Annotated in this window: 18 protein-coding genes; 6 read left to right on the top strand and 12 right to left on the bottom strand. The window is 70.2% G+C overall.

Annotation, left to right across the window (positions count from 1 at the left end; all coding sequences use genetic code 11):
• Positions 1-13: 13 nt before the first annotated feature.
• From QNI14_RS00090 to yicI, 5 genes are all read left to right on the top strand, one after another.
• Positions 14-1,105, top strand: a complete 1,092-nt coding sequence (locus QNI14_RS00090) for a LacI family DNA-binding transcriptional regulator (protein WP_283714152.1) — start codon at positions 14-16, stop codon at positions 1,103-1,105.
• Between the two features lie 118 nt (positions 1,106-1,223).
• Positions 1,224-2,528, top strand: coding sequence for an ABC transporter substrate-binding protein (locus QNI14_RS00085; RefSeq protein WP_430539219.1), 1,305 nt, complete (start codon positions 1,224-1,226; stop codon positions 2,526-2,528).
• Between the two features lie 56 nt (positions 2,529-2,584).
• On the top strand, positions 2,585-3,550 hold the full coding sequence (locus QNI14_RS00080; protein WP_283714150.1) for a carbohydrate ABC transporter permease: 966 nt from the start codon (positions 2,585-2,587) through the stop codon (positions 3,548-3,550).
• On the top strand, positions 3,550-4,449 hold the full coding sequence (locus tag QNI14_RS00075; RefSeq protein ID WP_283714149.1) for a carbohydrate ABC transporter permease: 900 nt from the start codon (positions 3,550-3,552) through the stop codon (positions 4,447-4,449). The genes QNI14_RS00080 and QNI14_RS00075 overlap by 1 nt, the downstream gene beginning before the upstream one ends.
• The gene (gene yicI, locus QNI14_RS00070) at positions 4,449-6,686 is read left to right on the top strand and encodes an alpha-xylosidase (RefSeq protein WP_283714148.1); all 2,238 of its coding nucleotides are present in this window, start codon (positions 4,449-4,451) and stop codon (positions 6,684-6,686) included. Before QNI14_RS00075 ends, yicI begins: the two co-directional genes overlap by 1 nt.
• A 60-nt stretch (positions 6,687-6,746) precedes the next feature.
• Here yicI and QNI14_RS00065 read toward each other — a convergent pair whose 3' ends face one another.
• From QNI14_RS00065 to QNI14_RS00010, 12 genes are all read right to left on the bottom strand, one after another.
• Complete coding sequence (locus QNI14_RS00065; protein ID WP_283714147.1) at positions 6,747-8,558, bottom strand: ABC transporter ATP-binding protein; 1,812 nt, start codon at positions 8,556-8,558, stop codon at positions 6,747-6,749.
• Positions 8,555-10,375, bottom strand: a complete 1,821-nt coding sequence (locus QNI14_RS00060; protein ID WP_283714146.1) for an ABC transporter ATP-binding protein — start codon at positions 10,373-10,375, stop codon at positions 8,555-8,557. The genes QNI14_RS00065 and QNI14_RS00060 overlap by 4 nt, the downstream gene beginning before the upstream one ends.
• Before the next feature lie 300 nt (positions 10,376-10,675).
• Positions 10,676-11,167 (bottom strand): methylated-DNA--[protein]-cysteine S-methyltransferase, encoded by a 492-nt coding sequence (locus QNI14_RS00055; RefSeq protein ID WP_283714145.1) that lies wholly within the window; start codon positions 11,165-11,167, stop codon positions 10,676-10,678.
• A complete protein-coding gene (locus tag QNI14_RS00050; protein ID WP_283714144.1) occupies positions 11,164-12,660 on the bottom strand; it encodes an AlkA N-terminal domain-containing protein in 1,497 nt (498 codons plus the stop codon). The genes QNI14_RS00055 and QNI14_RS00050 overlap by 4 nt, the downstream gene beginning before the upstream one ends.
• A gap of 58 nt (positions 12,661-12,718) precedes the next feature.
• Positions 12,719-14,398 (bottom strand): periplasmic substrate-binding domain-containing protein, encoded by a 1,680-nt coding sequence (locus tag QNI14_RS00045; protein ID WP_283714143.1) that lies wholly within the window; start codon positions 14,396-14,398, stop codon positions 12,719-12,721.
• A gap of 7 nt (positions 14,399-14,405) precedes the next feature.
• Positions 14,406-14,630, bottom strand: coding sequence for a hypothetical protein (locus QNI14_RS00040; RefSeq protein WP_283714142.1), 225 nt, complete (start codon positions 14,628-14,630; stop codon positions 14,406-14,408).
• A gap of 135 nt (positions 14,631-14,765) precedes the next feature.
• Positions 14,766-15,056 carry a WXG100 family type VII secretion target gene (locus tag QNI14_RS00035; protein ID WP_231370862.1) on the bottom strand — a complete coding sequence of 97 codons (291 nt, stop codon included), beginning with the start codon at positions 15,054-15,056 and terminating at the stop codon, positions 14,766-14,768.
• A gap of 154 nt (positions 15,057-15,210) precedes the next feature.
• On the bottom strand, positions 15,211-19,803 hold the full coding sequence (locus tag QNI14_RS00030; RefSeq protein ID WP_283714141.1) for a type VII secretion EssC family protein: 4,593 nt from the start codon (positions 19,801-19,803) through the stop codon (positions 15,211-15,213).
• Between the two features lie 52 nt (positions 19,804-19,855).
• Positions 19,856-21,271, bottom strand: coding sequence for an RDD family protein (locus tag QNI14_RS00025; RefSeq protein WP_283714140.1), 1,416 nt, complete (start codon positions 21,269-21,271; stop codon positions 19,856-19,858).
• The gene (locus tag QNI14_RS00020) at positions 21,268-22,137 is read right to left on the bottom strand and encodes a hypothetical protein (protein ID WP_283714139.1); all 870 of its coding nucleotides are present in this window, start codon (positions 22,135-22,137) and stop codon (positions 21,268-21,270) included. The genes QNI14_RS00025 and QNI14_RS00020 overlap by 4 nt, the downstream gene beginning before the upstream one ends.
• A 100-nt stretch (positions 22,138-22,237) precedes the next feature.
• Entirely contained in the window at positions 22,238-22,783 is a 546-nt protein-coding gene (locus tag QNI14_RS00015; protein ID WP_283714138.1) for a hypothetical protein, read from the bottom strand.
• A complete protein-coding gene (locus tag QNI14_RS00010) occupies positions 22,780-23,499 on the bottom strand; it encodes a hypothetical protein (RefSeq protein ID WP_283714137.1) in 720 nt (239 codons plus the stop codon). Before QNI14_RS00010 ends, QNI14_RS00015 begins: the two co-directional genes overlap by 4 nt.
• Positions 23,500-23,654: 155 nt before the next feature.
• Between QNI14_RS00010 and QNI14_RS00005 the strand changes: the two genes are divergently transcribed.
• Positions 23,655-23,854 (top strand): transposase (locus QNI14_RS00005; protein ID WP_430539231.1); only part of this gene is annotated, 200 nt, incomplete at its 3' end.

The following is a 23,854-nucleotide window of genomic DNA, read 5'->3' as shown; positions in this document are numbered from 1 at the left end:
TTGCATCCGCTCGATGTCACGCATATGCTCGCCGTCGAAGCGCTTCGAGATCGGTCTCGCAGCGCACCCCACGTTCGACGGAGAAGGTGATGGCATGGCGCGGATCGACGAAGTCGCAGCGGCCGCTGGCGTGTCCATCAGTACCGTTTCGTACGCGCTCAGCGGCAAGCGCTCCATCTCCCCCGACACCCGTCGTCGGGTCGAAGCGGCCGCGACGCGACTCGGCTATCAGCCGCACGCCGGCGCCCGTGCCCTCGCCGGCCGTCGCACGCAGATCTTCGCCCTGACCGAACCGTTGCGCGCCGACACGCACGCGCCCACGCATATGGCGTTCGTCCTCGCCGCCTCGGTCGCTGCACGTCTGCGCGAGTACGACATCCTGCTCCTCACCGATGAGCAGGCTTCAAAAGGGATGCAGCGCGTGGCGGCCAGCGACCTCGTCGACGCCGTGCTCGTCCTCGATGTCGCGCCGGACGACGAACGCGTGGCCATCGCTCGCTCGCTCCGCATCCCCACCGTGTTCATCGGCATCCCGAACGACCACGACGGGCTCGACTGCGTCGACTTGGACTTCGAAGCCGCGGCCGTCATGGCCGTGGACCGCCTCGTGGACGCGGGGCACGAGCACGTCGCGCTGCTCGGTCAATCCGAGGTCGCCTACCGCGCCTCGAACTTCCCGCCCCGGCTCCGATCCTCGATGCGCGAGCGCGCCGAGGCGCGCGGCGTCGCGCACCGGTTCGACCACAGCGGCCGGACGACCACCGATGTCCGGGCCGTCCGCGCATCGGTCGCCGACGCACTCGACGCCGGCGTCACCGGGTTCCTGATCCACGCTGCGGAGGATGCACACGATGCAGCCCTCGCGGTGATCGCCGAGCGGCGCCTGCAGGTGGGGCGCGACGTCTCGGTCATCTCGGTCGCGACCGTCTTCGACACGTCGCGACTCCCGTCCCCCGTCGACACCATCCCGCTCGTGCCCTCGGCATCGTGCGAGGTGGCCGTCGAGCTCGCCATCGCGCGCCTGCAGGATCCCGGGCGCGCGCCGGTCGTGCACCTCATCCAGCCCGAGTACCGAACCGCGGGCTCGGTGTCGCGACGCCGCTGACGCGTGGCGTCGATACCCCGTCCGTTCGCCCATCGTCGAAGCGCTTCGACAATCCGCCTACCGACCCGTATCCCGTACCACCACGACCACCCCGGTCACCATGAAAGGAGTGCCAACGATGGCACGCATGACACGACGGACCGCGGCCCTCGCCGCGGTCTCGACCCTCTCGATCACCGGCCTCGCGCTCAGCGGCTGCGCCGGCGGACCCGGCGACGGCGACGACGCCGGCACCCTCCGCCTGTGGCACTACGAGGGTGCCGACAGCGCGATGGGCAAGGCCTGGGACGAAGCGATCAAGATCTTCGAAGAAGAGACCGGCGCGACCGTCGAGTTCGAGGAGAAGTCTTTCGAGCAGATCCAGAAGACCGCGAGCCAGGTGCTCGACACCGATGCCGCGCCCGACCTGATGGAGTTCAACAAGGGCAACGCCACGGCGGGCTTCCTCGCGAGCACCGGGCTCATCGCCGACATCAGCGACGCGGTCGCCGAGTACGGCTGGGACGACAAGCTCGCACCTTCGCTGCAGACCACGGCGAAGTACAGCGAGGACGGCGTCATGGGCGGCGACACCTGGTACGGCATCCCCAACTACGGCGAATTCGTCGGTGTCTACTACAACCTCGACATGTTCGAAGAGGCGGGCCTCGAGATCCCCACCACCTACGACGAGTTCGTCGACGTGCTCGACGCCTTCGTCGAGCAGGGTGTGACGCCGCTGGCCGAAGCCGGTGCGGAGTACCCGCTCGGGCAGCTCTGGTACCAACTCGCGCTCTCGCAGGCCGACCGCTCGTTCGTCGACGACTACCAGCTCTACGCGAACCCGGTCGACTGGAGCGGACCCGAGGTGACCTACGCGACCGAGACCCTGGCCGACTACGTCGACGCGGGATACATCGCGAAGGACGTCTCATCGGTCGTGGCAGAGGATGCCGGTGTCTCGTTCATCAACGGGACCTCGCCGATCTTCGTCTCGGGCTCATGGTGGTACGGCCGCTTCGTCGCCGAGGCAACCGGCTTCGAGTGGACGATGGCGTCGTTCCCCGAGTCCCAGCTCTCGCTCGGCTCGTCGGGCAACCTGTGGGTCGTGCCCGCGAACGCGGCCAACGCCGACCTCGCCTACGAGTTCATCGACATCACGATGCGCCCCGAGATCCAGGCGATCATCGGCAACAACGGCGGCGTCCCCGTCGCCGCCGACCCCGCCGACATCACCGATGAGAAGAGCGCGGCGCTGATCGAGACGTTCAACGGAATCCTCGACGAGGATGGCCTGTCGTTCTACCCGGACTGGCCCGCCCCCGGCTTCTACGACGTCATCGTTCAGGAGCTCCAGGGTCTCGTGACCGGGTCGCAGGATGCCGCAGCGACCGCGACCAACCTCGGCGCGCAGTACGACGAAGGCACGGCGGACTACCGCTGATCCGACCGGGAGGGGCGGATGCCGCATCCGCCCCTCCCCTCACCCCGGAGTCATTCATGAGCATCACCGAAACGCGCGCTCTGCGCACGGCGCTTCCCCCCGAGGAGCCGTCCATCCCCCAGCGCGGGACCGGCCGGGCCGGCTACTGGCTGTACCTGCTGCCCGGCTTCGCGCTGCTGGTCGTCATCGTCATCGTCCCGCTCGTCTGGAACCTGGCCCTCACCTTCACCGACTGGCGCGGTGTCGGGAGCCCCGAGTTCATCGGCCTCGAGAACTGGGCGGCCATCCTCGTGGACGAGGACTTCTGGACCTCCTTCGTCAATTCGGTGTGGATGGTCCTCGCGATGGTGGTCGTCCCGACCGTCGCCGGCCTCTTCGTCGCCGCCGCCCTCTTCGACGTCATCGGGCGCAAGTTCGGCGGAAAGCTCGCGAGCTTCCTCCGGGCCACCTACTACCTGCCGCAGATCCTGCCCGTCGCCGTCGCCGGCATCGTGATCGGCTGGATCGTCCGGCCCGGCGGAGACGGTGCGCTCAACCAGATCCTCGGACTCGTCGGCATCCCACCGGTCGACTGGCTCGGTCAGATGCCGTCCGCCCTCATCGTGCTGATGGTCGTGCTCGTGTGGGTGCAGATCGGCTACCCGGTCGTGGTCTTCATGGCCGCGCTGCAGCGTGTCGACCCCGAGCTCTACGAAGCGGCCGAGCTCGACGGCGCGAACTGGGGTCAGCGATTCGTCGCGATCACCATGAGCATCATCCGACCCGAGATCTTCGTCGTCACCCTCACCTGCACCATCGCGGCACTGAAGGTCTTCGGCCCCGTGTACGTGATCACCCGTGGCGGGCCGGCCGGGTCGACCCTCGTTCCGGCGTACTACGCCTACCAGGAGTTCTTCACGAAGCGCGACGTCGGGTACGGCGCGACGATCGCGACTGTCCTGACGATCCTCGTCGTGATCGTGTCGATCGTCTTCGTGCGAGTACAGAACTCACTCGAACGCAAAGAACGGGCGGGCCTGTGATGGCGACCTCCACCCTGCTTTCCCCGGCCACGAGCCGGACGTCCACTCGCAAGCCGCGCCCGCGCGGCGGCATGACGCGCCCTCGCGGACGCGACTGGATCGTCGTGCTGCTCGTCGCCCTCGGCGCCCTCGCGGTGCTCGCGCCGTTCTACCTCGTGCTCGTCAACTCGTTCAAGTCCCCCACCGACTACGCGAACTCGGGCGCCCTCGCTCTCCCGCAGGCGCTCGACTTCACCGGACTCGGGCGGTTCTGGGAGCGGGTGAACTTCCCCGAGAAGGTCTGGAACTCGATCTTCATCTCGGGCGTCGTCGCCGTGCTCGCCGTGCTCATCTCGATGCTGAACGCCTTCGCGATCGGCATCGGCCGGGTGAAGTACCGCACCTCGATCGTGCTGCTGTTCCTCCTGGCCAACCTGCTGCCGCAGGAGGCGCTGCTGTACCCGCTGTACTACATGTTCAAAGAGGTCGGGCTGTACGACAACGTCTGGGCCGTGATCATCATCTTCGTCGTGATCCAGGCGGCGTTCGGCACCTACCTCCTCAGCTCGGTGTACGGCACCTTCCCGAAGGAGGTGCTCGAGGCGGCATCCCTCGACGGCGCCAGCCGCTGGCAGATCCTGTGGCGCGTGGTCTTCCCGATCAGCCGTCCGACCCTGTCGGTGCTGCTCATCTTCTTCTTCATCTGGACGTGGAACGAGTTCCTGATCCCGCTCACGTTCCTCGCCTCGAATGCGAACCAGACCGTGCCCGTCGCGATCAGCGTGCTGCAGGGCGACCGCCTCATGGACGTCACGACGACGAGCGCCTCGGCCCTGCTGGGCATCATCCCGACGCTCATCTTCTTCCTCATCTTCCAACGCACCCTCACGAGGGGCATCACGGCAGGAGCAGTCAAGTAATGAAGTTCACCGACGGTTTCTGGCAGCTGCGTCCGGGCGTCAGCCCGCTGTTCGCGCAGGAGGCCTACGACATCGACGCCGGCACCCACCCGCACGACGGCGAGGCGGTCGTCGTCTCGGCGACGACCGCGGTCATCGGCCACCGCGGTGACACCCTCAACCGCGCGATCCTCACCGTCACGCTGTCGTCGCCGCTCGAGGGCGTCGTACGGGTGCGGATCGAGCGGCACGTCGGGGGGCGGCGGCACGACGGCTTCGGGCTGCCCGGTGCCGTCGCGGGCGGTGCCGGGGCGGCATCCGTCTCCGGAGACGACGGCGTCCTGCAGACCGGGAACCTCACCGCGCGGGTGCGTCGCGGGACGCCCTGGGGGCTCGACTTCGAAGTGGACGGTCGTCGGATCACCGGCAGCGGCTCGCGCGGCCCGGCGTGGTTCGGCATCGACGACGACGCGCAGGTCGATCCCGGGATGCCGGGTGAGACCGTCAGTGGGATGCACCTCCCGCGCGCCAAGTCCTATGTGCGCGAGCAGCTCGACCTCGGCGTCGGCGAGCTCGTTTACGGCCTCGGCGAGCGCTTCGGCCCTCTCGTCAAGAACGGCCAGAGCATCGACATCTGGAACGCCGACGGCGGCACCTCGAGCGAGCAGGCGTACAAGAACGTGCCGTTCTACCTGTCCAGCCGCGGATACGGCGTGCTCGTCAACGACCCCGGCCATGTGTCGTTCGAGGTCGGGTCGGAAGCGGTCGAGCGCGTGCAGTTCGCGGTGTCGGGCGAAGCACTCGAGTACTTCGTCGTCGCCGGACCCACCCCGAAGGACGTGCTGTCGCGCTACACGGCGCTGACCGGCCGCCCGCCCGTCGTCCCCGCGTGGTCGTACGGCCTCTGGCTGTCGACCTCGTTCACGACCGACTACGACGAGGCGACCGTCACGACCTTCATCGACGAGATGGCCAGACGCGAATTGCCCGTCTCGGTGTTCCACTTCGACTGCTTCTGGATGCGCGAGTTCAACTGGTGCGACTTCGAGTGGGACCCGCGGGTCTTCCCCGACCCGGACGGGATGCTCGAGCGGCTCCACGCGAAGGACCTGCGGGTCAGCGTGTGGATCAACCCGTACATCGGACAGCGGTCGCCGCTGTTCGCCGAAGCCGCCGCGGCGGGGTACCTCGTCCGTCGCCCCGACGGCACGATCTGGCAGTGGGACAAGTGGCAGGCGGGCATGGGCCTCGTCGATTTCACGAACCCGGATGCCACCGCCTGGTACCAGGGCAAGTTGCGGACCCTCGTCGACCAGGGCGTCGACTGCTTCAAGACCGACTTCGGCGAGCGGATCCCCGTCGACGTCGAATGGGCCGACGGCGCCGACCCCGAGCGGATGCACAACCTGTACACGCAGCTCTACAACCGCGCCGTGCACGACGTCCTCGTCGAGGCGCGCGGCGAGGGTGATGCGGTGCTCTTCGCCCGTTCGGCGACCGCCGGCGGGCAGACCATGCCCGTGCACTGGGGTGGCGACAACACGTCGACGTTTCCCTCGATGGCCGAGACATTGCGCGGCGGACTTTCGCTCGCGTTCAGCGGCTTCGCGCACTGGAGTCATGACATCGGCGGATTCGAGGGCACGCCCGATCCGACCGTCTTCAAGCGGTGGACCGCGTTCGGCCTCCTCAGCACGCACAGCCGGTTCCACGGCTCGAGCTCGTACCGCGTGCCGTGGAACTTCGACGACGAGGCCGTCGAGGTCACGCGCCGCTTCACGCACCTCAAGATGCGGCTGATGCCGTACCTGTTCCAGGCCGGGATCGACGCGGCATCCACCGGCGTCCCGGTGTTCCGGCCGATGCAACTCGAGTTCCCGGGCGACCCCACGGTCGGGCACCTCGACCGGCAGTTCATGCTCGGCGGCGATCTGCTCGTCGCACCCGTGATGGACGCCGCCGGCGATGTCGAGTTCTACCTGCCGGAGGGCACCTGGACGCACCTGCTCACCGGCGAGGAGGTCACCGGTGGTCGCTGGCGACGCGAGCATCACGACGTGTTCTCACTGCCGATCTACGCGCGCCCCGGCGCGGTCATCCCGTGGGGCGCCCGTACCGACCGACCCGACTACGACTACCTCGACGGCTTGAGCCTCCGCGTTTTCCGCGGCGGTTCGGGCACCCGCGAGGTCACCGTGACGACGCCCGACGGCGCAGCGCAGACCTTCACCGTCTCGCTCGACGAGGTCACCGGCTGAAACGAGCGGATGCCGCGACCCGGGCTGCTGCCCGGGGCCCGCGGCATCCGCTCGGCGTCGTCAGACCAGCGACTCGCGCCACGCCCGATGGAGCTGGGCGAACTTGCCGGTGCCGGCGATGAGGGCGGCGGGGGCGTCGTCCTCGATGATGCGGCCGTGTTCCATGACGAGGACGCGGTCGGCGATCGCGACCGTCGACAGCCGGTGCGCGATGATGATCGCGGTCCGGTCGGCGAGGAGCGTGCCGAGTGCTTCCTGGATCTGGCGTTCGCTCGGGATGTCGAGCGACGCCGTCGCCTCGTCGAGGATCAGCACCGCCGGGTCGGCGAGGAACGCGCGCGCGAACGAGATCAGCTGCCGCTGCCCCGCCGAGACGCGACCACCGCGCTTGTTCACGTCGGTGTCGTACCCGTCGGGCAGCCGCTCGATGAACCCATCCGCGCCGACCGCCCGCGCGGCGGCGCGGATCTCGTCCATCGTCGCGTCGGGCTTGCCGAGCGCGATGTTGTCGGCGACGGTGCCGCTGAACAGGTAGGCCTCCTGCGTGACCATCACGATGGCGCGACGCAGGTCCTTCGGGTGCAGCTGCCGCAGGTCGACGCCGTCGAGCGTCACCGCACCTGCCGTCGGATCGTAGAACCGCGCGATGAGCTTCGCGAGCGTCGACTTGCCGGCACCGGTCGTGCCGACGAGTGCGATCGTCTGCCCCGCGGGGATGTCGAGCGCGAAGTCGGGCAGGATCGTGCGGTCGCCGGAGTATCCGAACGTCACGTCGTCGAACCGCAGGTGGCCGCGGGCCTCCCACAGGTCGACGGGCTGCTTCGGGTCGGGCACCGTCGGCGCCTCCTCGAGCACGCCCGACACCTTCTCGAGCGCAGCCGTCGCCGACTGGTACGAGTTCAGGAAGAACGCGACCTCTTGCATGGGCGCGAAGAAGTTCCGCACGTACAGGACCGCCGACAGCAGGAAGCCGAGCTCGAGGACGCCGTCTGCCACGCGGATGCCGCCCCAGAAGACCACCAGCGCGAGCGACAGCGAAGCGAGCGCCATCATGCCCGGCTCGAATGTGCCGAACAGGCGGATCGAGCGCATGTTGATGTCGCGGTAGTCGCTCGACAGGCCCCCGAACTCGCCGTCGTTCGCGGGCTCCTTGCGGAACGCCTTGACGGCGCGGATGCCGGTCATCGTCTCGACGAACTTCACGATGACCCTCGCGCTGATGACGCGCGACTCCCGGTAAACGACCTGCGAGCGCAGGTAGAACCAGCGCATCAGGAAATACAGCGGGATGCCCATCGCGGCGAGGATGACGCCCGACTGCCAGTCGAGCAGCAGCAGTGCGACGAGCGTGAACCCGCCGTAGAGCAGGCCCGAGACGAGCTCGTTCAGGCCACCGTCGAGGAGCTCGCGGATCGTGTCGAGGTCGCTCGTCTGGCGCGAGATGATGCGACCCGACGTGTACGACTCGTGGAACTCGAGGCTGAGTCGCTGCGTGTGCAGGAAGATCCGCTTGCGGAGGTCGAGCATCACGGCCTGCGTGAGCCGCGCGGCGACGACGGCGTACCAGCCGATGAGGGCGGCACCGCCCACCGCGGTGACCAGGAACAGCGCGACGACGACGACCGTCGGCATCCAATTCGCTTCCGTGGTGACGGCGGGGAGCGCGTTCGCGATGCCCCATCCGACGAGGGCGGGACCGGCGACGCGCATCGCGGTCGAGATCACGAGGACGACCGCGGCGAGCGCGAGGTCGACCTTCAGCGGCGTGACGAGCGACCCGAGCAGCCGCAGCGAGCGGCGGCGGATCTCGCGACTCTCTTCGCGCGTGTAATCGGAGCGGTCTTCGCCGCTGGTTCCGGTGACGGTGCTCACAGGGTCACCTCCCTTGCGTGGTTGCGTTCTTCTTCGTCTTCGAGACTCGAGATGACGTGGCGGTAGTGCTCGCTGGTGCGGAGCAGCTCGGAGTGCTTGCCGACCGCCGTGATGCGACCGGCTTCGAGGAGCGCGACCCGGTCGGCGAGCATGACCGTCGAGGGGCGGTGCGCGACGACGAGCGCCGTGGTCTCGGCGAGCACCTCGCGCAGCGCGTCTTCGACGAGCGCCTCGGTGTCGACGTCGAGCGCCGACAGCGGGTCGTCGAGCACGAGCACCGCGGGGCGCGCGGCGACGGCGCGCGCGAGCGCGAGTCGCTGCCGCTGGCCGCCCGACAGGCTGAGGCCCTCTTCACCGATGACGGTGTCGACGCCCTCGGGGAGGTCGTCGACGAAGCCGGCCTGCGCGACGGCGAGCGCTTCGCGCAGCACCGCCTCGGCTTCCGGGCTCCCCGGCGTGAGGTCCTCGCGGCCGAGCAGGACGTTCTCACGCACGGTCTGCGAGAACAGCGTGGCGTCCTCGAAGGCCATGCCGACGTGGCGCCGCAACTCGGTGAGGGCGAGGTCGCGGACATCCACGCCGTCGAGCAGCACGCGTCCGCCGGTCACGTCGTAGAGGCGGCCGGGCAACGTCGTGAGGGTCGTCTTGCCCGAGCCGGTGAGACCGACGAGCGCCATCGTCTCGCCCGGTTCGAGGGCGAGGTCGATGCCGTCGAGCAGGTCGCGCTCGGCGTCACCGGCATCCTGATACCGGAACCGCGCACCCTCGAAGACGAGCTCGCCGCGGGGCCGCTCGATCGTGGTCGGGTGGTCGGGGTCGATGATCGTGTTCTCCTCGTCGAATACCTCGAAGATGCGGTCGGTCGCCGTGCGCGCGTCGACGAGGAACGAGAACAGGAACCCGATCGACTCGACGGGCCAGCGCAGAATCGTGGCGAGGGCGAAGAACGCGATGAGCGCGGCCTGGTCGATCTCGTTCGCCGCAGCGAGCGCGATACCGGCGCCCAGGCACAGCGCGAACGCGATGTCGGGCAGCAGCACGAGCCAGAACCAGATCCAGCCCACGGCGCGGGCCTTGCTGATCTCGGTCTCGCGGAGCGTTTCGGCCTGGCGGGTGAACTTCTTGAGCGCGTGCCCACCACGACCGAAGGCCTTGAGGACGCGGATGCCGTGCACCGACTCCTCCACCGCGGTCGCGAGGTCGCCCGCCTGGTCTTGACTCTGCCGCGAGAGCATGCCGTAGCGCTTCTCGAAGATGAACCCCGCGATCCACAGCGGCGCCGAGACGACGACGAAGATCGTGCCGAGCAGCCAGTGCCACCGGAACAGGATGACCGAGCCGACGACGATCGTGATGACGTTGACCACGAGCAGGACGAGACCGAACGCGAGCCACCGGCGAATGAGGCCGATGTCCTGCATCATGCGGCTGAGCAGCTGGCCCGACTGCCACCGGTCATGGAATGCAACGGGGAGCCGCTGCAACCGCGAATAGAACCCGGTGCGGATCTCGTACTCGACGGCGGTCGCGGGCGCGAGCACGAACCAGCGGCGCGCCCACACCATGAGCGCCTCGGCGAGACCGAGGGCGAGCACCGCGGCGGCACCGAGCGCGATGAGTCCGAACTCACCGGAATCGATGGGGCCGCCGTCGCCGACGACCTGCTCGAGGACGAGGGGGATGCCGAGGCCGAGCAGGCTCGCGAGGAGCGCACTCAGCGCGCCGAGGCCGAGCCGGGGCAGCACGGGACGGGCGAAGGGAAGCAGCCGCGCGAGCGCGCGGACGGTGGACAGACGGGACGACGTCGTTTGAGTCATGATCCTGCAGGGGTGGTGACGGATGCCACGGCAGAGGAGTGCCGAGGCGGAGAGCGCAGCAGGGCGCGGACGATCAGGGCCTATTCGGCCCGTCGAGGAAGAACGGTGCGGAGCGCGGATCGATTCCGCGCTCGATCATCCCTGGCGGGTGCGGCGTCCGGCGGCGAGGAAGGCGGCGGACTTCGTGGTGACGATCTCCGTGGACATGGCTTCCTCCTCGTTCAGGGCCGGATGTGGCGCCCGCATCGTGCGCGGGAGCCCTCCAGAATATCCCTGTGCGTTCGCTGAGTGCAAGCGCGCTCAGCCCTGCGATTCGCGCGCGAGCAGTCGCTCCTTGACGTCGAGCCCCCACGCGAATCCACCGAGCGCTCCCCCGGTCCGCAGCACCCGGTGGCAGGGCACGAACAGCGCGGGCGCGTTCCGTGCGCATATGGATGCCGCCGCCCGCACCGCGCCGGGTGAGCCGAGCGCCGCGGCGAAGGCGGTGTAGGTGAGCGGCTCCCCGGGCACGATCCGGCGCAGCGCCGCCCAGCCCGCGAGCTGCAGCTCAGTGCCCGACTGGCGCACGGGGACCGCGTCGATCGCCGCGAGGTCGCCCGCGTAGTACGCGGCGACCGCGGCCGCGGCATCCGTCCCACCGACCTCGATGCCGGCGGGACGATGCGCGGGGCGCAGCCGCGCCACGATCGCAGCGTGGTCGTCGGTCCAGCCAGACGCAAGGACCTCGCCGCCGTGCTCGAGGATCGTGAACGGTCCATCAGGGGTGGGGACGGTCTGGATGCGAGCGGTCATGCCGATACCTTCCTGTCGGCCGGCGCGGCGCGCCAAGCCTGGGTGACGGGTGCGGCGTACCAGAGGTGCGCCATGAGGTAGCTGCGCCAGGGCGCGGTGCGCGCGGCCCACGCGGTGAGCGGTCCCGGGTCGGCGGGGAGTCCCGCCGCGGCGGCGCCCGCGCGGGCGGCGACGTCGCCGGGGAGGAAGACGTCGGGATGGCCGAGCACCCGCATGCGGACGTAGTCGGCCGTCCACGGACCGATGCCGGGGAGCGCGAGGAGCGCGGCCCGTTGCTCAGCGGCGTCGTCGCCGGCGCTCAGCCGCAACGAGCCGTCGGCGAGGGCGGTCGCCGCGCCCACGATGGCGCGGATACGCGCCGCCGGGCCGCGCAGGACGTCAGCGCCCCGCTCCGCGACCGCCTCGGGCGTCGGGAAGAGGACAGCGCGGCCGGCCGCGGTCTCGACGGGTTCGCCGAGGTCGGCGGCGAGCCGGCCCATGACGGTCCGCGCCGCCGCGACGCTGATCTGCTGACCGATCATCGCGCGCAGGAGCATCTCGTCGGCGTCGATCGCGGCGGGAAGCCGCACGCCCGGGATCCGCGCGACGAGCGGCGCGAGCTCGGGGTGCCGGGCGAGCGCTTCGTCGATCGCGGTGGGGTCGGCGTCGAGGTCGAGCAGGCGTCGCACGCGCGACAGGAGTGCGGAGAGGTCTTTCAGCGAGGCGAGCTCGACGCGCAGCCGCACCCGGCCCAGGATGTCCTGGCGAACCTCGAACCAGGCGGGTCCCCCGTCGAGTCGGATCACCCGCGCGAACGACTCGGCATCGCCGGATTCGACCCCGGGCACCGCGTGCGCGCGCATCCACCCGAACAGGCCCACGGCGTCGAACGGCTCGCGCACCGGCAGTAGCAGCTCGATCCGACCGGAAGGCCGGGACGCCGCACCCCGGCGCGCGCGGAGCTGCCCGGGCGCGAGCGCGAAGACCTCGCCGATCGTGTCGTTGAACTGACGCACACTCGAGAACCCCGCAGCGAAGGCCACGTCGGCGATCGGCAGGTCGGTGCCGACGAGCAGTGCCCGCGCCGTGTGGGCACGGTGCGCACGGGCGAGCGCGAGCGGGCCCGCGCCGAGCTCGGCGGCCAGCAACCGGGTCAAGTGCCGAGACGAATAGCCGAGGCGCGCGGCGAGCGCCGGGACGCCCTCGCGGTCGACGACACCATCGGCGATGAGCCGCATCGCGCGGGCGGCGACATCGCCGCGCAAGTTCCACTGCGGCGACCCCGGTGTCGCTTCGGGGAGGCACCGCTTGCACGCGCGGTAGCCGGCCTCGTGCGCCGCGGCGCTGGTCGCGTAGAACGTGACGTTCTGCGGTTTCGGCGTGCGCGCCGGGCAGCTCGGACGGCAGTAGATGCCGGTGGAACGGACGGCCGTGACGAACTGCCCGTCGAAGCGGGCGTCGCGCGCATCGATGGCGCGGTAGCGCTCATCGAAGGTCATCGCGGCGATCGTCATGCGACCAGCGTGTCACGTCCCCGGCGACCTGGCTCGCGGAAATCGGACACGACCGCGTTCAGCCCACCGGCGTCCACTGCGTGATGGTCGAGAGCAACGGCGCGTCGTCGCCGCTGCGGAGCGCGACGCCCGTGACCGAGGGTGCGCTCAGCACGATGCGCGGCGCCATCGCGAGGGGCCGGGCCAGCGCAGCGTCCACGATCGTCGCCTCGATCGACGCGAGCACCTCGCGCGCCTCGTAGACGTCGACGGTCCGCTCGAGCGTCGCGATGCGCTCGTCGCGATCGGCGCTGCCCGTGCCTGTGAGGCTCGATGCACCGTCGGTGCCCCACTGCGCCGCGATCTCGGCGGGCGACTCGGGCACCGGGATCCGCTCGATCACGGCGTCCCACCCGTTCTTCGACCTGGCGGCCCGCGGGTCGTCGGTGCCGCAATCTGCCACCGACCAGCCGCCTTCGGCCGCTGCCGTCCGGAGCGCGCGGAACGCACCCTTCGCAAACGAGCTGCGCGAATCGAAGAGCACGCACACCCGAGCGCGATCGGCGACACCGGCCTCGGCACGATCGATCGCGGCATCGTCCGCGGGGGTGCCGATCGCCTCGGTGAAGCCGGAATCCTCGGTCACGATGTCCCACGCGCGCGACCCCGGTGCGGACACCATCGAGGTGGTCTTCGTGTACGACTCCGCCCACGGCCCGGCACCGGCGGCGACCATGTCGTCGGCCGGGACGGTCCGCAGGAACGCTGCCCGAGCGGCCCGGTTCGAGAAGACCCCGTCGGGGCTCAGGACGAGTGCCCACATCGTGCCGTCGTGCGCGGACTGCAGGACGTAGTCCCGACGCTCGAGCTCTTGCACGGGCTCACGCAGCGCCGCCGACGCAGGCAGCGTGGCGATGTCGAGCGTGCCGTCCAACGCCGAGACGGGATCGTCCCCCGGCGGCACCAGCGAGACCTCGGCAAGCTGCGGCATCGCCGCGCCCGCGTACGTCGGGTTGGGGAGCAGCGAAATGCGCTGACCACCCTCCAGGGCCTCGACGGCCCCCACCAGGTAGGGGCCACTCGACAGGGCGGCATCCGCGGCGAAGGCGCCGTCTTCGGCGACGGCGAACCCGGTACGCCATGCCTCGGCGAGCTCGGCGGTCGCAGCGGCGTCGCCGCTCAGCAGCGCTTGCAAGACCGCCTGCTTCGCTTCCATCGGGTCGTCGAGATCGAACGCCGCCCCGCCGACGACATGTGCGGGGACGGCGGCGGTCACCTCGCTCTGCCAGCCGATGGTCGGCGCCGGGAAGGTCACCTCGATCGCGCGGGCGAACTCATCGACCTCGAATGCGGATGCCGCTTCCTCGGGCGGCTCCTCGTCGAGGAGTCCGGCGGCGGCGGCCCAGCCGAGGGCCAGGTCGGCGGCATCCACCGGGATGTCATCGGACCACGACGGCTCGGCGAGGTCGTACCGCACGGTGAACGGATCGTCCGACACGATCTCGACGACGCCGAACGTGGGGTCGGCGACGAAGTCGCCATCGACGATCGCACCGAAAGACCCGCGGGTCGCGGCGGCGATGTCGAGGTTGGCCGCAGTGGGGTTCGCTGCGGCGTTGAAGGACGTCAGCGCACCGGACCAGCCGACGACGGCGCCACTGTCGGGCACCACGGTCGGGGGCAACGCGGGCGCACAGGCGCTCAGCGCGAGGGCGCCGACGACGATGCCGACGGCCACACCGCGGCGGAGGGAGCGCATCCGGAAGTCAGACGCGGTCGGTGCCGTCGTCGAGATCGGCCGCCATCTCGCGATACGGCTCGCTCTCCTCGCTCTCGAGCCAGCTGCGGGCGTACTCGATGAGCACGGCCGGCGATTCCTCGGCCTCAGCGGCGCTCCCGAACGGGCCGAGGCAGTCCTCGGACGGCCGCTCGTCGTCGCGAACGACGGTCTGAGTCGAGAGGTTGTACCAATAGGTCTGCGACGTCGTCATGCGGCGGCCACTCCGTTCATCTCCCTGATCCTAACCAGCCGCAGGTTGCGGCTTCCAAGCCCTTGCGGGCCGGGTCCCGGACATGGCAGAGGCCGCGACGCCGATCGCGTCGCGGCCTCTGACCACGCTGAGGATTCAGCCGCCGGCGAGCTCGGCGTCCGTGTCGCGGATCCGGTCGGCCATACGGTCGAGGGCCTGCGCCATGTCGTTGACCGCCTCGGCCGCGTCGTCGAGCGACGTGGTCAGCTCGGAGTACGCGGTGGAGTACGCCTCGGAGGCGTTCTCGGTCTTGAAGCCGTCCTGCACGAGGTCATCGATGATGCCCTGCAGTTCCTTCAGCGTGTCGGTGACGGTCTGGCGACCGTCGCGCAGGCGCTGCGCCGCGCTCTCCATCTCGCTGTAAGTTGCACCGAAGTCGTGAGCCATGAAACCCGCCTCCCAGCGTGTCGTCGTTGTGCGAGCATCTGATCACCCTCGCGAGAACGAGGCTAGCCAAGGAAGTTTTTTCGACCAATGGGGAGAACTCCCCAACCGAAACCCCTATGGTTCGCCCAGCACGTCGCACATCTCGCAGTCCATCTCAGACGCCCAGCGTGGTGCCGGCGGCTTCGGCTGAGACGCGGGCCGCGGCGCGCGTCGTCGGGGCCGGAACGCCCTCCGCCGCGGGCGCCGGCGCGACGGGCGCGTCGGCGACCAGCGGCATCTGCACGGTGACCGCGCGTCCGGCCTGCACGAAGATGCCACGCCCCACGGGGAAGTCCGATCGCTTGACCCGACCGAACGGCGTCTTGAAGATCGCCTCGCCGTCGTACGTGTCGGGCTTGAGCACGATGCCCTGCCTGCCGGCCTTCCACTCGCCCAGCACGCCGATACTGCCGCTCGCGCGGCTGATCTCGGCCTCGCCCACCAGGAGGTGCTCGCTGTCGTTCATCGCCTGCAGCAACGCCCGCATGGGGCGATCCGCGGCGCCGTCGGAGAGGTGTGGCATGTCCTCGATGACGATCATGATCCTGCCGCCGGCGAGGTCGCCGGTGACGAGCTCGGTGAGCTCGGCCGCCAGGTCCTTCTCGTCTTCGGGCTTGGTGGCGCTGGCCACCCAGGGACGGAAGTCCTTGAGCTCGGCCCGCCGACTGCCGAAGTGGTAGAGCCGGACGGTCGGGTCGAAGCGCTCCACTGCGACGACGAGGGCCTTCAGCGCGTTCGTGCGGCCCGACGCGGGCGGACCCGACACGACGAACGAGCCGATCGGCTCGAACCCGCGTGCGGCGAGCGTGTCGTCGGCGACACCGAAGACCGGCATCCCGTCGACCTGGGCGGGCATGTCGGATGCCGGCACAGAAGTCGGCAGCGCGCCGATCTCGGGCAGGTCTCGGACACCCGCTGCCCGCAGGCGCTCTCCCAGCACGCCGAGCGCCTTGGTCTGCTCCACCACGTTCGACGTCCCGCCGAGCACCGCGATCTGCGCTTCGTGGCCGTCGACGACGGCCCGGCCCGGGACGGACTGCTCGTCGAGCACGTCACGCGGCGCGCCGAGCAGCATGTACTGCGACGGGTCACCCATGCGGAGGATCACGCGACGCGAGATGTTGGCGGCGACCGCGCTCGGCACCGCATTGCCGCGGTCGGCCGTGATCACGGTGTGCACACCGAGCGTGCGCCCCTCGCCGAGGATCCGCATGAACGTGCGGTAGAACGGACCACGCCCGGGAGCGACCTCCCAGTCCTTCTTGAACTCGGGGTAGTTGTCGATGAGCAGGATGATGCGCGGCATGTTCGGGTCCACGAGGTCGCGGTACTCCTGCAGCGTCGCCGCGCTCGCGGCCGAGAACGCAGATGCACGGCGGTCCATCTCGCCGTCGAGCGTCCGCAGCAGTCGCTGGATGCGCTCGACGTCGGCGCCGTCGACGACCGAACCCACGTGCGGCAGCGCGTTCAACGGACCGAGCGCGCCGGTCGCGAAGTCGAGGCAGTAGACGTTCACGCGACCGAGCTCCGGCCGCATGCCCGCGGCGGTGCCGATGGTCTTGAGGACCGTGGACTTGCCCGAGCCCGAGGTGCCGTAGACGACGAGCGAACCGTCGCGGTCGGGCACGAACATCGCCGCTTCCTGCAGCTGCTTCTCGGGCACGTCCATGAGGGCGATCGGGATGCGCGTGTCGCCGTCATTGGCGAGCGCGGCCAGGTCGACGAGCGCCGACAGGTCGTCGAGCCACGGGCGTCGCGGGCGCGGCAGCTGTGCGAGCTCGCTCGCCGCGACCAGCGTCGACACGATGCGCTTCTGGTCGTTCGGGCCGAGGTCCTCGTCGTGCGCGTCGGACTCGGCGGGGCGATCGGGCTCCCACTCGGGCACGTTGCCGAAGCGGAGCTCCGAGACCCGCACCTCGACGGCGCCGCCTTCGTCGTCGGTCGTCCACGCGCCCGTGTAGGCCGACTGGAACGGGATGAGGCGTCCTGGTCCGGTCTTGGCGATCGCGCGGCCGGGGACGCTCGGCGGGAAGCTCGCCGCGATCTCATCATCGACGACGTCGCGCGAGTCGGACTCGTCGGCCATGCGGAGCGCGATGCGGAGGTTCGTGTTGGCCCGGAGATTGTCCTTGATGACGCCGGCCGGGCGCTGTGTGGCCATGATCAAGTGGATGCCGAGCGATCGACCGCGCTGCGCGATGTCGACGACGCCGTCCACGAACTCCGGCATCTCGGACGCGAGTGCCGCGAACTCGTCGATGACGAGCACGAGCGAGGGCGGGCAGTCCGGATCCTGACGCTTCTCGAGCTCGAGGAGGTCCTTGGCCTTCTTGCGGTTGAGGAGGTGCTCGCGGTGCTGGAGCTCGGCCCGGAGGCTCGTGAGCGCGCGGCGCACGAGGTGCGGGTTGAGGTCGGTGACGAGGCCCACCGTGTGCGGCAGGTCGACGCAGTCAGCGAACGCGGAGCCGCCCTTGTAATCGACGAACAGGAACGTGACGCGGTCGGGGCTGTGCGCTGCGGCCATACCGAGCACCCAGGCCTGCAGGAACTCGGACTTGCCCGCGCCGGTCGTGCCGCCGACGAGCGCGTGCGGTCCCTGGGTCCGAAGGTCGAGCGCCATCGCATCGCTCGCGCCCTGCCCGATGATCGCCCGGAGCGTGCCCGCCTTCTTCAACCGCGGGCGCGGGGTCGGCGTGCGGTCGACGATCGTGTTGTTCTGCCGCCACCGCTCGATGACGACGTTCGGGTTCTCGGCGATCGCGGGATCGACGAGCTGCAGGAACATGACAGAGCCCGGGATGTCCGAGGCGTCGTGGACGACCGTGCTCGCGTCGACGACGGGCGAGAGACGACGGGCGAACATGTCCATGTAGGCGTTCGAGACCCCCTCGACGTTGACGTGCTCGAAGAGCTCGCCACTGCGGACAAGGCCGACGCGAGCATCGGCGAGGTCGTCGGTCAGCTCGATGAAGCTGCGGCAGACCGCTGGGAGCGACTCGACGGTCGGCGAGACGAAGACCGCGTGGATGCCGTGGTCGGCGCCGCGCTCGAGCACGTCCGTGAGCCGACCGCGGTCGACCGGTGCGTCGCCGGTGACGAAGACGATCACCGAGATCGGGGGCGTCTTGGGGCGGTCGTCGGCGGCGCGCGACACGTCGGTGCCGTACTGCAGGGGGTTCCAGTCGTCCTTGAACGGCCCGCGGGGTTCGGCCTTGCCGCCGGCGCGGCGCACGTACTCCTCGAGCGAGTTGAGCAGCGCGGCTCCGGTGGGCGCCGAGTCGGCGAGCGCCATCCCACGGAAGGGGCTCCGCTCGGCCGAGGTGTGCGGCAGCCACTTCAGCCACTGCAGTTCGGGGGTCCACGCGGCATCCGCGAAGGCGACCGTCACCACATCGTTCGGCGCATGCAGGCCGAACAGCTGCACCGCGACGCCGCGCATCGCGTCTGCGACGAGGGCTTGCGGTCCCGCGATGCCGATCGACCCGGCCGAGGGCAGGGTGTCGAACACGGGGACGTCGTCGACCTGCGCGTAGCGCTCATGCAGACGCTCGACACGGTCGATGAACTCCGGGAGCCCGTCGGGGCTGTCTGCCTCGTCGATCGAGTTGCGCGCCGGCAGCGCGCACGTCCCGAGCCGCAGGCCGAGGAAGTTCCAGTGCTCAGGACGCCGCGTCCACAACATCGGCCCGAGCCGCATGGCCTGCTCGAAGACGTCGGCGACAGCCGGCGCTTCAGCGTTCCGGGCGGCCTCCTCATCGGGCTTGCCGCGGAAGAAGTCCTCTTCGAGCTGCTCGAACTGCCGCTCGAACAGCAGCCGTTCGTGGTTCTCGCTCTTCTTGCTCTGTACCGACTGGTTGATGAGGTTGCCGAAGGCCATGAGCGGCGTCATCACGATCAGCAGCAGCGAACGCGGGTTGCCGTTGAGGGCGAAGAGGGCACCGCCCATGATGATCGGCGCGACGAGGATCGGCCACGGGAAGATCTTGCCGATCTTCTCGGTGGGCAGGCGCGGCGGTTTGAACTTCGTGCCCGGGTAGCGCACCTCGACGCGCGGACTGCGGTTGAACAGCAGGCCGCCGCCGCGCTCGATCACCGGATCTTCGGATGCCGCGCCGTCCCACGACTTCGTGAGGTAGACGACGAGCGTCGTGCCACCGATGACGAAGGGGCGCCCGTCCTCGACCCGCACGCGCTGCATCTCGACACCGTCGACGAGCACGCCGTTCGCGGAGTTGAGGTCGACGACCTCGGCGTGCGAACCGACTTCGATGCGGGCGTGCCGCTTGGAGACCATCGGGTCGGCGAGGACGACGTCGTTGCCCGCATCCCGGCCGATGGACACGTGCCCGGCGGTGAGCGCGAACTCTTGTCCGGCGAGCGGACCGCTGGTCGCGCGGAGCACGCCGACGACCTCGCGCCGGTCGGCGGCGACGTGTCCGGCGCCGTAATTGACGATGGATGCCGCGAACCCCGACCCGATCGGCGCCTCGCCGATCGGCAGCCCGACGGGCAGCTCGACCAGTCGCTCGCCGGTGGGCGGTGCAACCGCGAGCGTCATGACGTCGCCCTCGGTATAGGGCGTCGACCGTGACGGGTCGGCCTCGGCGATGTATTGCGCGACGTCGCCGACCGTGGCGGTCGAGTCGGTCGTGACGACGATGTCGACCGGCTCGTCGCCGTGTCGGTGCAGGGTCAGCTTCAGGCGCATGTCGCTCCTTCGATGATGGTCGTGCCCGTCACGGTCGTCGAGTCGGATCGAGTCATACCCGGATCACCTCGCCGACACGGTCGCCGAGTCGGATCGAGTCGCCAAGTGCCGCAGTGGCCGCGGCACCCGCGTCGAGCGTGTGCTCCTGCCCGCCGCGGATGACGGCACTGCCGTTGGTCGAGCGCCAGTCGACGACCTCGATGCCACCGTCGACGGGGCGGAGGAGGGCGTGGGTCTTGGACAGCGAGCGGTCCTCGTCGCGCAGGCGGGTGGTGCGGGCGCCGGGGTAGGCATCGCCGTCGGGATCGCGACCCACGAGCACGGGCTCGCTGACGACGACGGTGTCCCCGGTGTCGAGGCGCAACCCGAAGCCGACGCCCGTGATGGTTTCCTGCACGCGCGCTTCCGGCGACGTCGCACGCTGGCGCTCGACGGGCACCGGCTGCTCGACGCGCGCGACCGGTGCTGCTGCGGGCGCGGCGGCGGGCGGCGTCACGGGGGTCTGCGCCGGTCGCGGCGCGGGCGCGGGGGTCTGCGCCGGTCGCGGCGCGGGCGCCGGGGCGGCCAGCCCGGAGGCGGGTCCGAAGTCCGGCGCGGACTGGATGAGCCCCGGAATGCCGCTGACCGGCGCGGGGCCGGCCGGTGCCGGGGCGGGCGTCGCCGGCGGAGTGCCGGTGAGCCCGCTGCCGGACGACGGCGCGTCGGACGCGGCGGTACCGTCACCGGAGCGGCCGACGCCGAGCACGCCCGCGCTGATGCGCTGGCCGGGCCGGTAGTCGGGTTGCGGCGCGGCATCCGTCCTCGTCGCGAGCGACGGGCGCGCGGCGCGCTCCGGCAACGGCTCGGCCTTGACCTGTTTGCGGGCGATACGCATCCGCTTCTCGTCGTACGGCTGCAGTCCGCGGCGCACGTCGACGAGCCAGACCCGGGTGGCACGGTCGTGCAGGCCACGGCCACGCCGCTCCGGATCGAAGGTCGGCGACAGGAGCATCGCGGTGGATCCGAACACGGGGATGATGCCGGATGCCGAGACGATGAGGAACCGCAGCAGCACGGCGCCCACGCCAGGGCGTTCGAGGGTGCGGACGTTCACCGTGCGGATGCCGGCGACCGCCTTGCCGATGGTCACCCCGCGCCGCCCGTGGAGGATCCACTGCACGATCGAGAAGATGAGGAGCAACGCGACCGAGACGGCGGCGATGATCGCGGCGACGACGAAGTCGGGGTGATTGACGAGGCCGTAGAGCGAGATCGTCCCGGTCGCGAGCTTGAGCAGCAGCGGGACCGAGCCCAGCCAGAACGGCAACTGCAGCAGCCCCAGGATCGCGAGGTCGACGACGAACGCGAGGGAGCGACGCCCGAGCGGTGCCGGGAGCAGTCCGAGGGCGCTCGCGTAGGCCGGGTCGGCTTTGCCGGACGCGTCGACGCCGTCGAGCGTCCGCTCGGGCTGGTCGACCTCCCAGATCATGCGGAGGCGGCGGCGGGCTGGTCACCGGGCACGAAGTACCGTGCCGGCGACAGGCCGGTGCGGACGACCGCATCGCCGGCGGCCTCGAGGAACTGCGCCATGGTCGTGACGCTGAGCTGCCCGGCAGGGTCGGCGATGATCACGTTGTCGACGACGGGGAGCAGCGTCGCGGTCCCCTTCGGCCAGGTCGCGAACGTCGTGGTCACGCCGGACTCGAGCACGCGGATCTTCGCCGGCGCGATGTGCACGTCGGGCCGCTCGAGGGCCACGCCCTGGACGTCGTACGCGCGCACCGAGAACAGCCGCAGCACCCGCTCGAACCGGGGCGCGAGTTCGGGGTGACGCTCCCGCCACGGGAACGGCCCCCAGCCCTGCTCCGTCAGCAGCATCGGGTGCGCGCTCACGAGCGGCGCACCATCGTCGAACAGCTGCTCGGCGAGGTCGGCAACGCGGGCGAGTGCGGCCTCGTCCGCGGCATCCACGACCACCACGGCACGACGCGCGAGCGCGAACACGACGGGCTCGCTCCCGACGCCTGCGGCGACGATGCGGGCCGGATCGAGCAGCGCCGCGGCGGCTGCGGACTCGTCTTCGATCAGGAGCCAGCCGTCCTCGGCGGCGGGGATGGGGTCGCTCTCGGCGATGGCCGCCCGCAGCGCGTCGTGGAACACCCCGTCGTCGGGCAGGTCGCCCTGCGTGACCGCGACACCCTGGGCGCGGTCGTCGAGCCCGACGAAGAGCTCCGCGCCGACGTACTGGACGCGGGGGTGCGCGTCGCCGGGAGCAGTCAGTGTCAGGACGCCCAGTTCGCTCGCCCCGTACAGGCGGGTGACCACCTCGGTGGCGATCCCATCGGCAGTGCTCATCCGCTCTCGACCTCTCCTCGACGTGCCTTCGCACCCATTCTCACCGGTGCCCACCGCAGTTCGCGAACGGATGCCGGGGACTTGACGCCCGGTCCCCCGGTCATGCGACGTCCTCTCGCGACCACGCGAGATCGGGGACGACCATCTTCTTCGAACGCCGCAGCTCGGACACCCACCCCAGCGGGACGACGTGCAGCGCCATCGCCGTCGACGGCGACGGCAGCGGCCCGCCGTGCACGACGAGTACCAGCGCGGACTCGCCCGACGCCCACCAGTCCGCGCGCCGCACGCCGCAACGCGCGAGTTCAGCAGCGTAGGCGGTGTCCGGCGCGTCGACGGGGACGTCGAGGCCCGTGCCGTGCCGGAACTCGCACGCCGTCCGCACGCCCGACCACAGTTCGTTCATGCGCGCCCGCGTCTCGGTGCTCGTGTCCGCGGGCCCCCAGGCCAGTGGGATCACCTGCGCGGCGCCCCGTGCCAGGGCGGTCACCCCCTGGGGCAACCGCAGATCGGACGATCCCTCGAGCACCTCGACGATGCGGTCTGCAACCGCGAACGATCCCGCGTCGCCCGAAGGACGGTACTCGCCGTCGACGAGATGGTGCGCGGCGAGCCACGGCGCACCCGACGCGACCGGAGCCGTCATTTGGATCCCGTCAGTGTCAGCGACTGCGCGGTTCCCGGCCACAGACCGGGGTTGTAATCGATGCGGGTTCCCGTCGCCGACGACGGCACATCGATGACCGCCTCCGGGATACCGGTGGGGAGATAGCCGCCGGGGATCCAGTGCTCGTTCCTGCCCGCCTCGCTTCCGGAGGGGATGCGCAGGTTCGTCAGCTCGGACGGGTCGAAGTGGCGGATCTCGACGTCCACCGGATTCCCGTCGGGTCCGAAGAACCACTTCCGCTCGATGCCCAGCGCGTCGGCGACCAGGTTGGCGTCACCGCCGGTTTCGTCCAGCACCCGCTGCAGTTCCGCCGTGGGGAAGACGAAGGTGGAGCCGTCACGCTGACCGGGACCGTTGGCGTGCAGCGAATCGGAGAAGTAGATGCGGCTCGCACCGTCGTCGAACCTCGAGAGGTGCTGGCTGATGTAATCGGCGTCCAGGTAGTCACCGGGGTCGGGAGTTTCACCGACGCTGTTCGCCCTCACGACGTCGTTCGGCGTCCAGTCGGTGTCCTGACGCCATCCCGCAGCGAGCGCGTCAGGGACATCGGTCTGGTCGAGGTCGTCCACGCGGTTCGTGCTGTCGTTCTGACGCCGGCCGTGCTTGCGGAACATCTCTGAGAGCTGCCGGACGTGAATCGGCATGCCGTCGAGCGAGTTCAGCAACGGTCGGATGACCTCTTTCCCGATCCCCATGGTTCTCCCCTCCTCCGGGATGGTATCCACCCCCGCGATCGCCGCGAAGGCCTTGCGTTCTGCCGCCCGCTGAGGCAAGCGGCATCCGATCTAGGGCGTGTCTGACAAAGGTTGAGGGGATCGGTTGAGACGCTGGAGCGGTGACGCGGTTTCGGTTGCTTACGGATGCTCAGTGGTCTCTGATCGATGGGATGTTGCCGAGGCCGACGGGTCGCCCGGGTCGGAAGTTCTCGGACGCGCGGACGATGCTGGAAGGGATCATTTACCGGTATCGGTGCGGGATCGCGTGGCGCGATCTTCCTGCAGTGTTCGGCCCGTGGCAGACCGTGTGGACCTGGCATCGCAGGCTCGCGAC

It is taken from the genome of Microbacterium dauci (assembly GCF_030065535.1).
Taxonomy (GTDB): domain Bacteria; phylum Actinomycetota; class Actinomycetes; order Actinomycetales; family Microbacteriaceae; genus Microbacterium; species Microbacterium dauci.
Note: the sequence above shows the minus strand (reverse complement) of the source record. Positions and strands in the feature narration are given on the sequence as shown.

What these genes read in the sequence shown, in the direction of transcription:
- QNI14_RS00030 (WP_283714141.1), bottom strand. Translation starts at nt 19,803, where the DNA reads ATGCGCCTGAAGCTGACCCTGCACCGACACGGCGACGAGCCGGTCGAC.
- QNI14_RS00010 (WP_283714137.1), bottom strand. Translation starts at nt 23,499, where the DNA reads ATGGGGATCGGGAAAGAGGTCATCCGACCGTTGCTGAACTCGCTCGAC.
- QNI14_RS00050 (WP_283714144.1), bottom strand. Translation starts at nt 12,660, where the DNA reads ATGACGATCGCCGCGATGACCTTCGATGAGCGCTACCGCGCCATCGAT.
- QNI14_RS00055 (WP_283714145.1), bottom strand. Translation starts at nt 11,167, where the DNA reads ATGACCGCTCGCATCCAGACCGTCCCCACCCCTGATGGACCGTTCACG.
- QNI14_RS00035 (WP_231370862.1), bottom strand. Translation starts at nt 15,056, where the DNA reads ATGGCTCACGACTTCGGTGCAACTTACAGCGAGATGGAGAGCGCGGCG.
- QNI14_RS00040 (WP_283714142.1), bottom strand. Translation starts at nt 14,630, where the DNA reads ATGACGACGTCGCAGACCTATTGGTACAACCTCTCGACTCAGACCGTC.
- yicI (WP_283714148.1), top strand. Translation starts at nt 4,449, where the DNA reads ATGAAGTTCACCGACGGTTTCTGGCAGCTGCGTCCGGGCGTCAGCCCG.
- QNI14_RS00045 (WP_283714143.1), bottom strand. Translation starts at nt 14,398, where the DNA reads ATGCGCTCCCTCCGCCGCGGTGTGGCCGTCGGCATCGTCGTCGGCGCC.
- QNI14_RS00015 (WP_283714138.1), bottom strand. Translation starts at nt 22,783, where the DNA reads ATGACGGCTCCGGTCGCGTCGGGTGCGCCGTGGCTCGCCGCGCACCAT.
- QNI14_RS00020 (WP_283714139.1), bottom strand. Translation starts at nt 22,137, where the DNA reads ATGAGCACTGCCGATGGGATCGCCACCGAGGTGGTCACCCGCCTGTAC.
- QNI14_RS00080 (WP_283714150.1), top strand. Translation starts at nt 2,585, where the DNA reads ATGAGCATCACCGAAACGCGCGCTCTGCGCACGGCGCTTCCCCCCGAG.
- QNI14_RS00085 (WP_430539219.1), top strand. Translation starts at nt 1,224, where the DNA reads ATGGCACGCATGACACGACGGACCGCGGCCCTCGCCGCGGTCTCGACC.
- QNI14_RS00090 (WP_283714152.1), top strand. Translation starts at nt 14, where the DNA reads ATGTCACGCATATGCTCGCCGTCGAAGCGCTTCGAGATCGGTCTCGCA.
- QNI14_RS00025 (WP_283714140.1), bottom strand. Translation starts at nt 21,271, where the DNA reads ATGATCTGGGAGGTCGACCAGCCCGAGCGGACGCTCGACGGCGTCGAC.
- QNI14_RS00060 (WP_283714146.1), bottom strand. Translation starts at nt 10,375, where the DNA reads ATGACTCAAACGACGTCGTCCCGTCTGTCCACCGTCCGCGCGCTCGCG.
- QNI14_RS00075 (WP_283714149.1), top strand. Translation starts at nt 3,550, where the DNA reads ATGGCGACCTCCACCCTGCTTTCCCCGGCCACGAGCCGGACGTCCACT.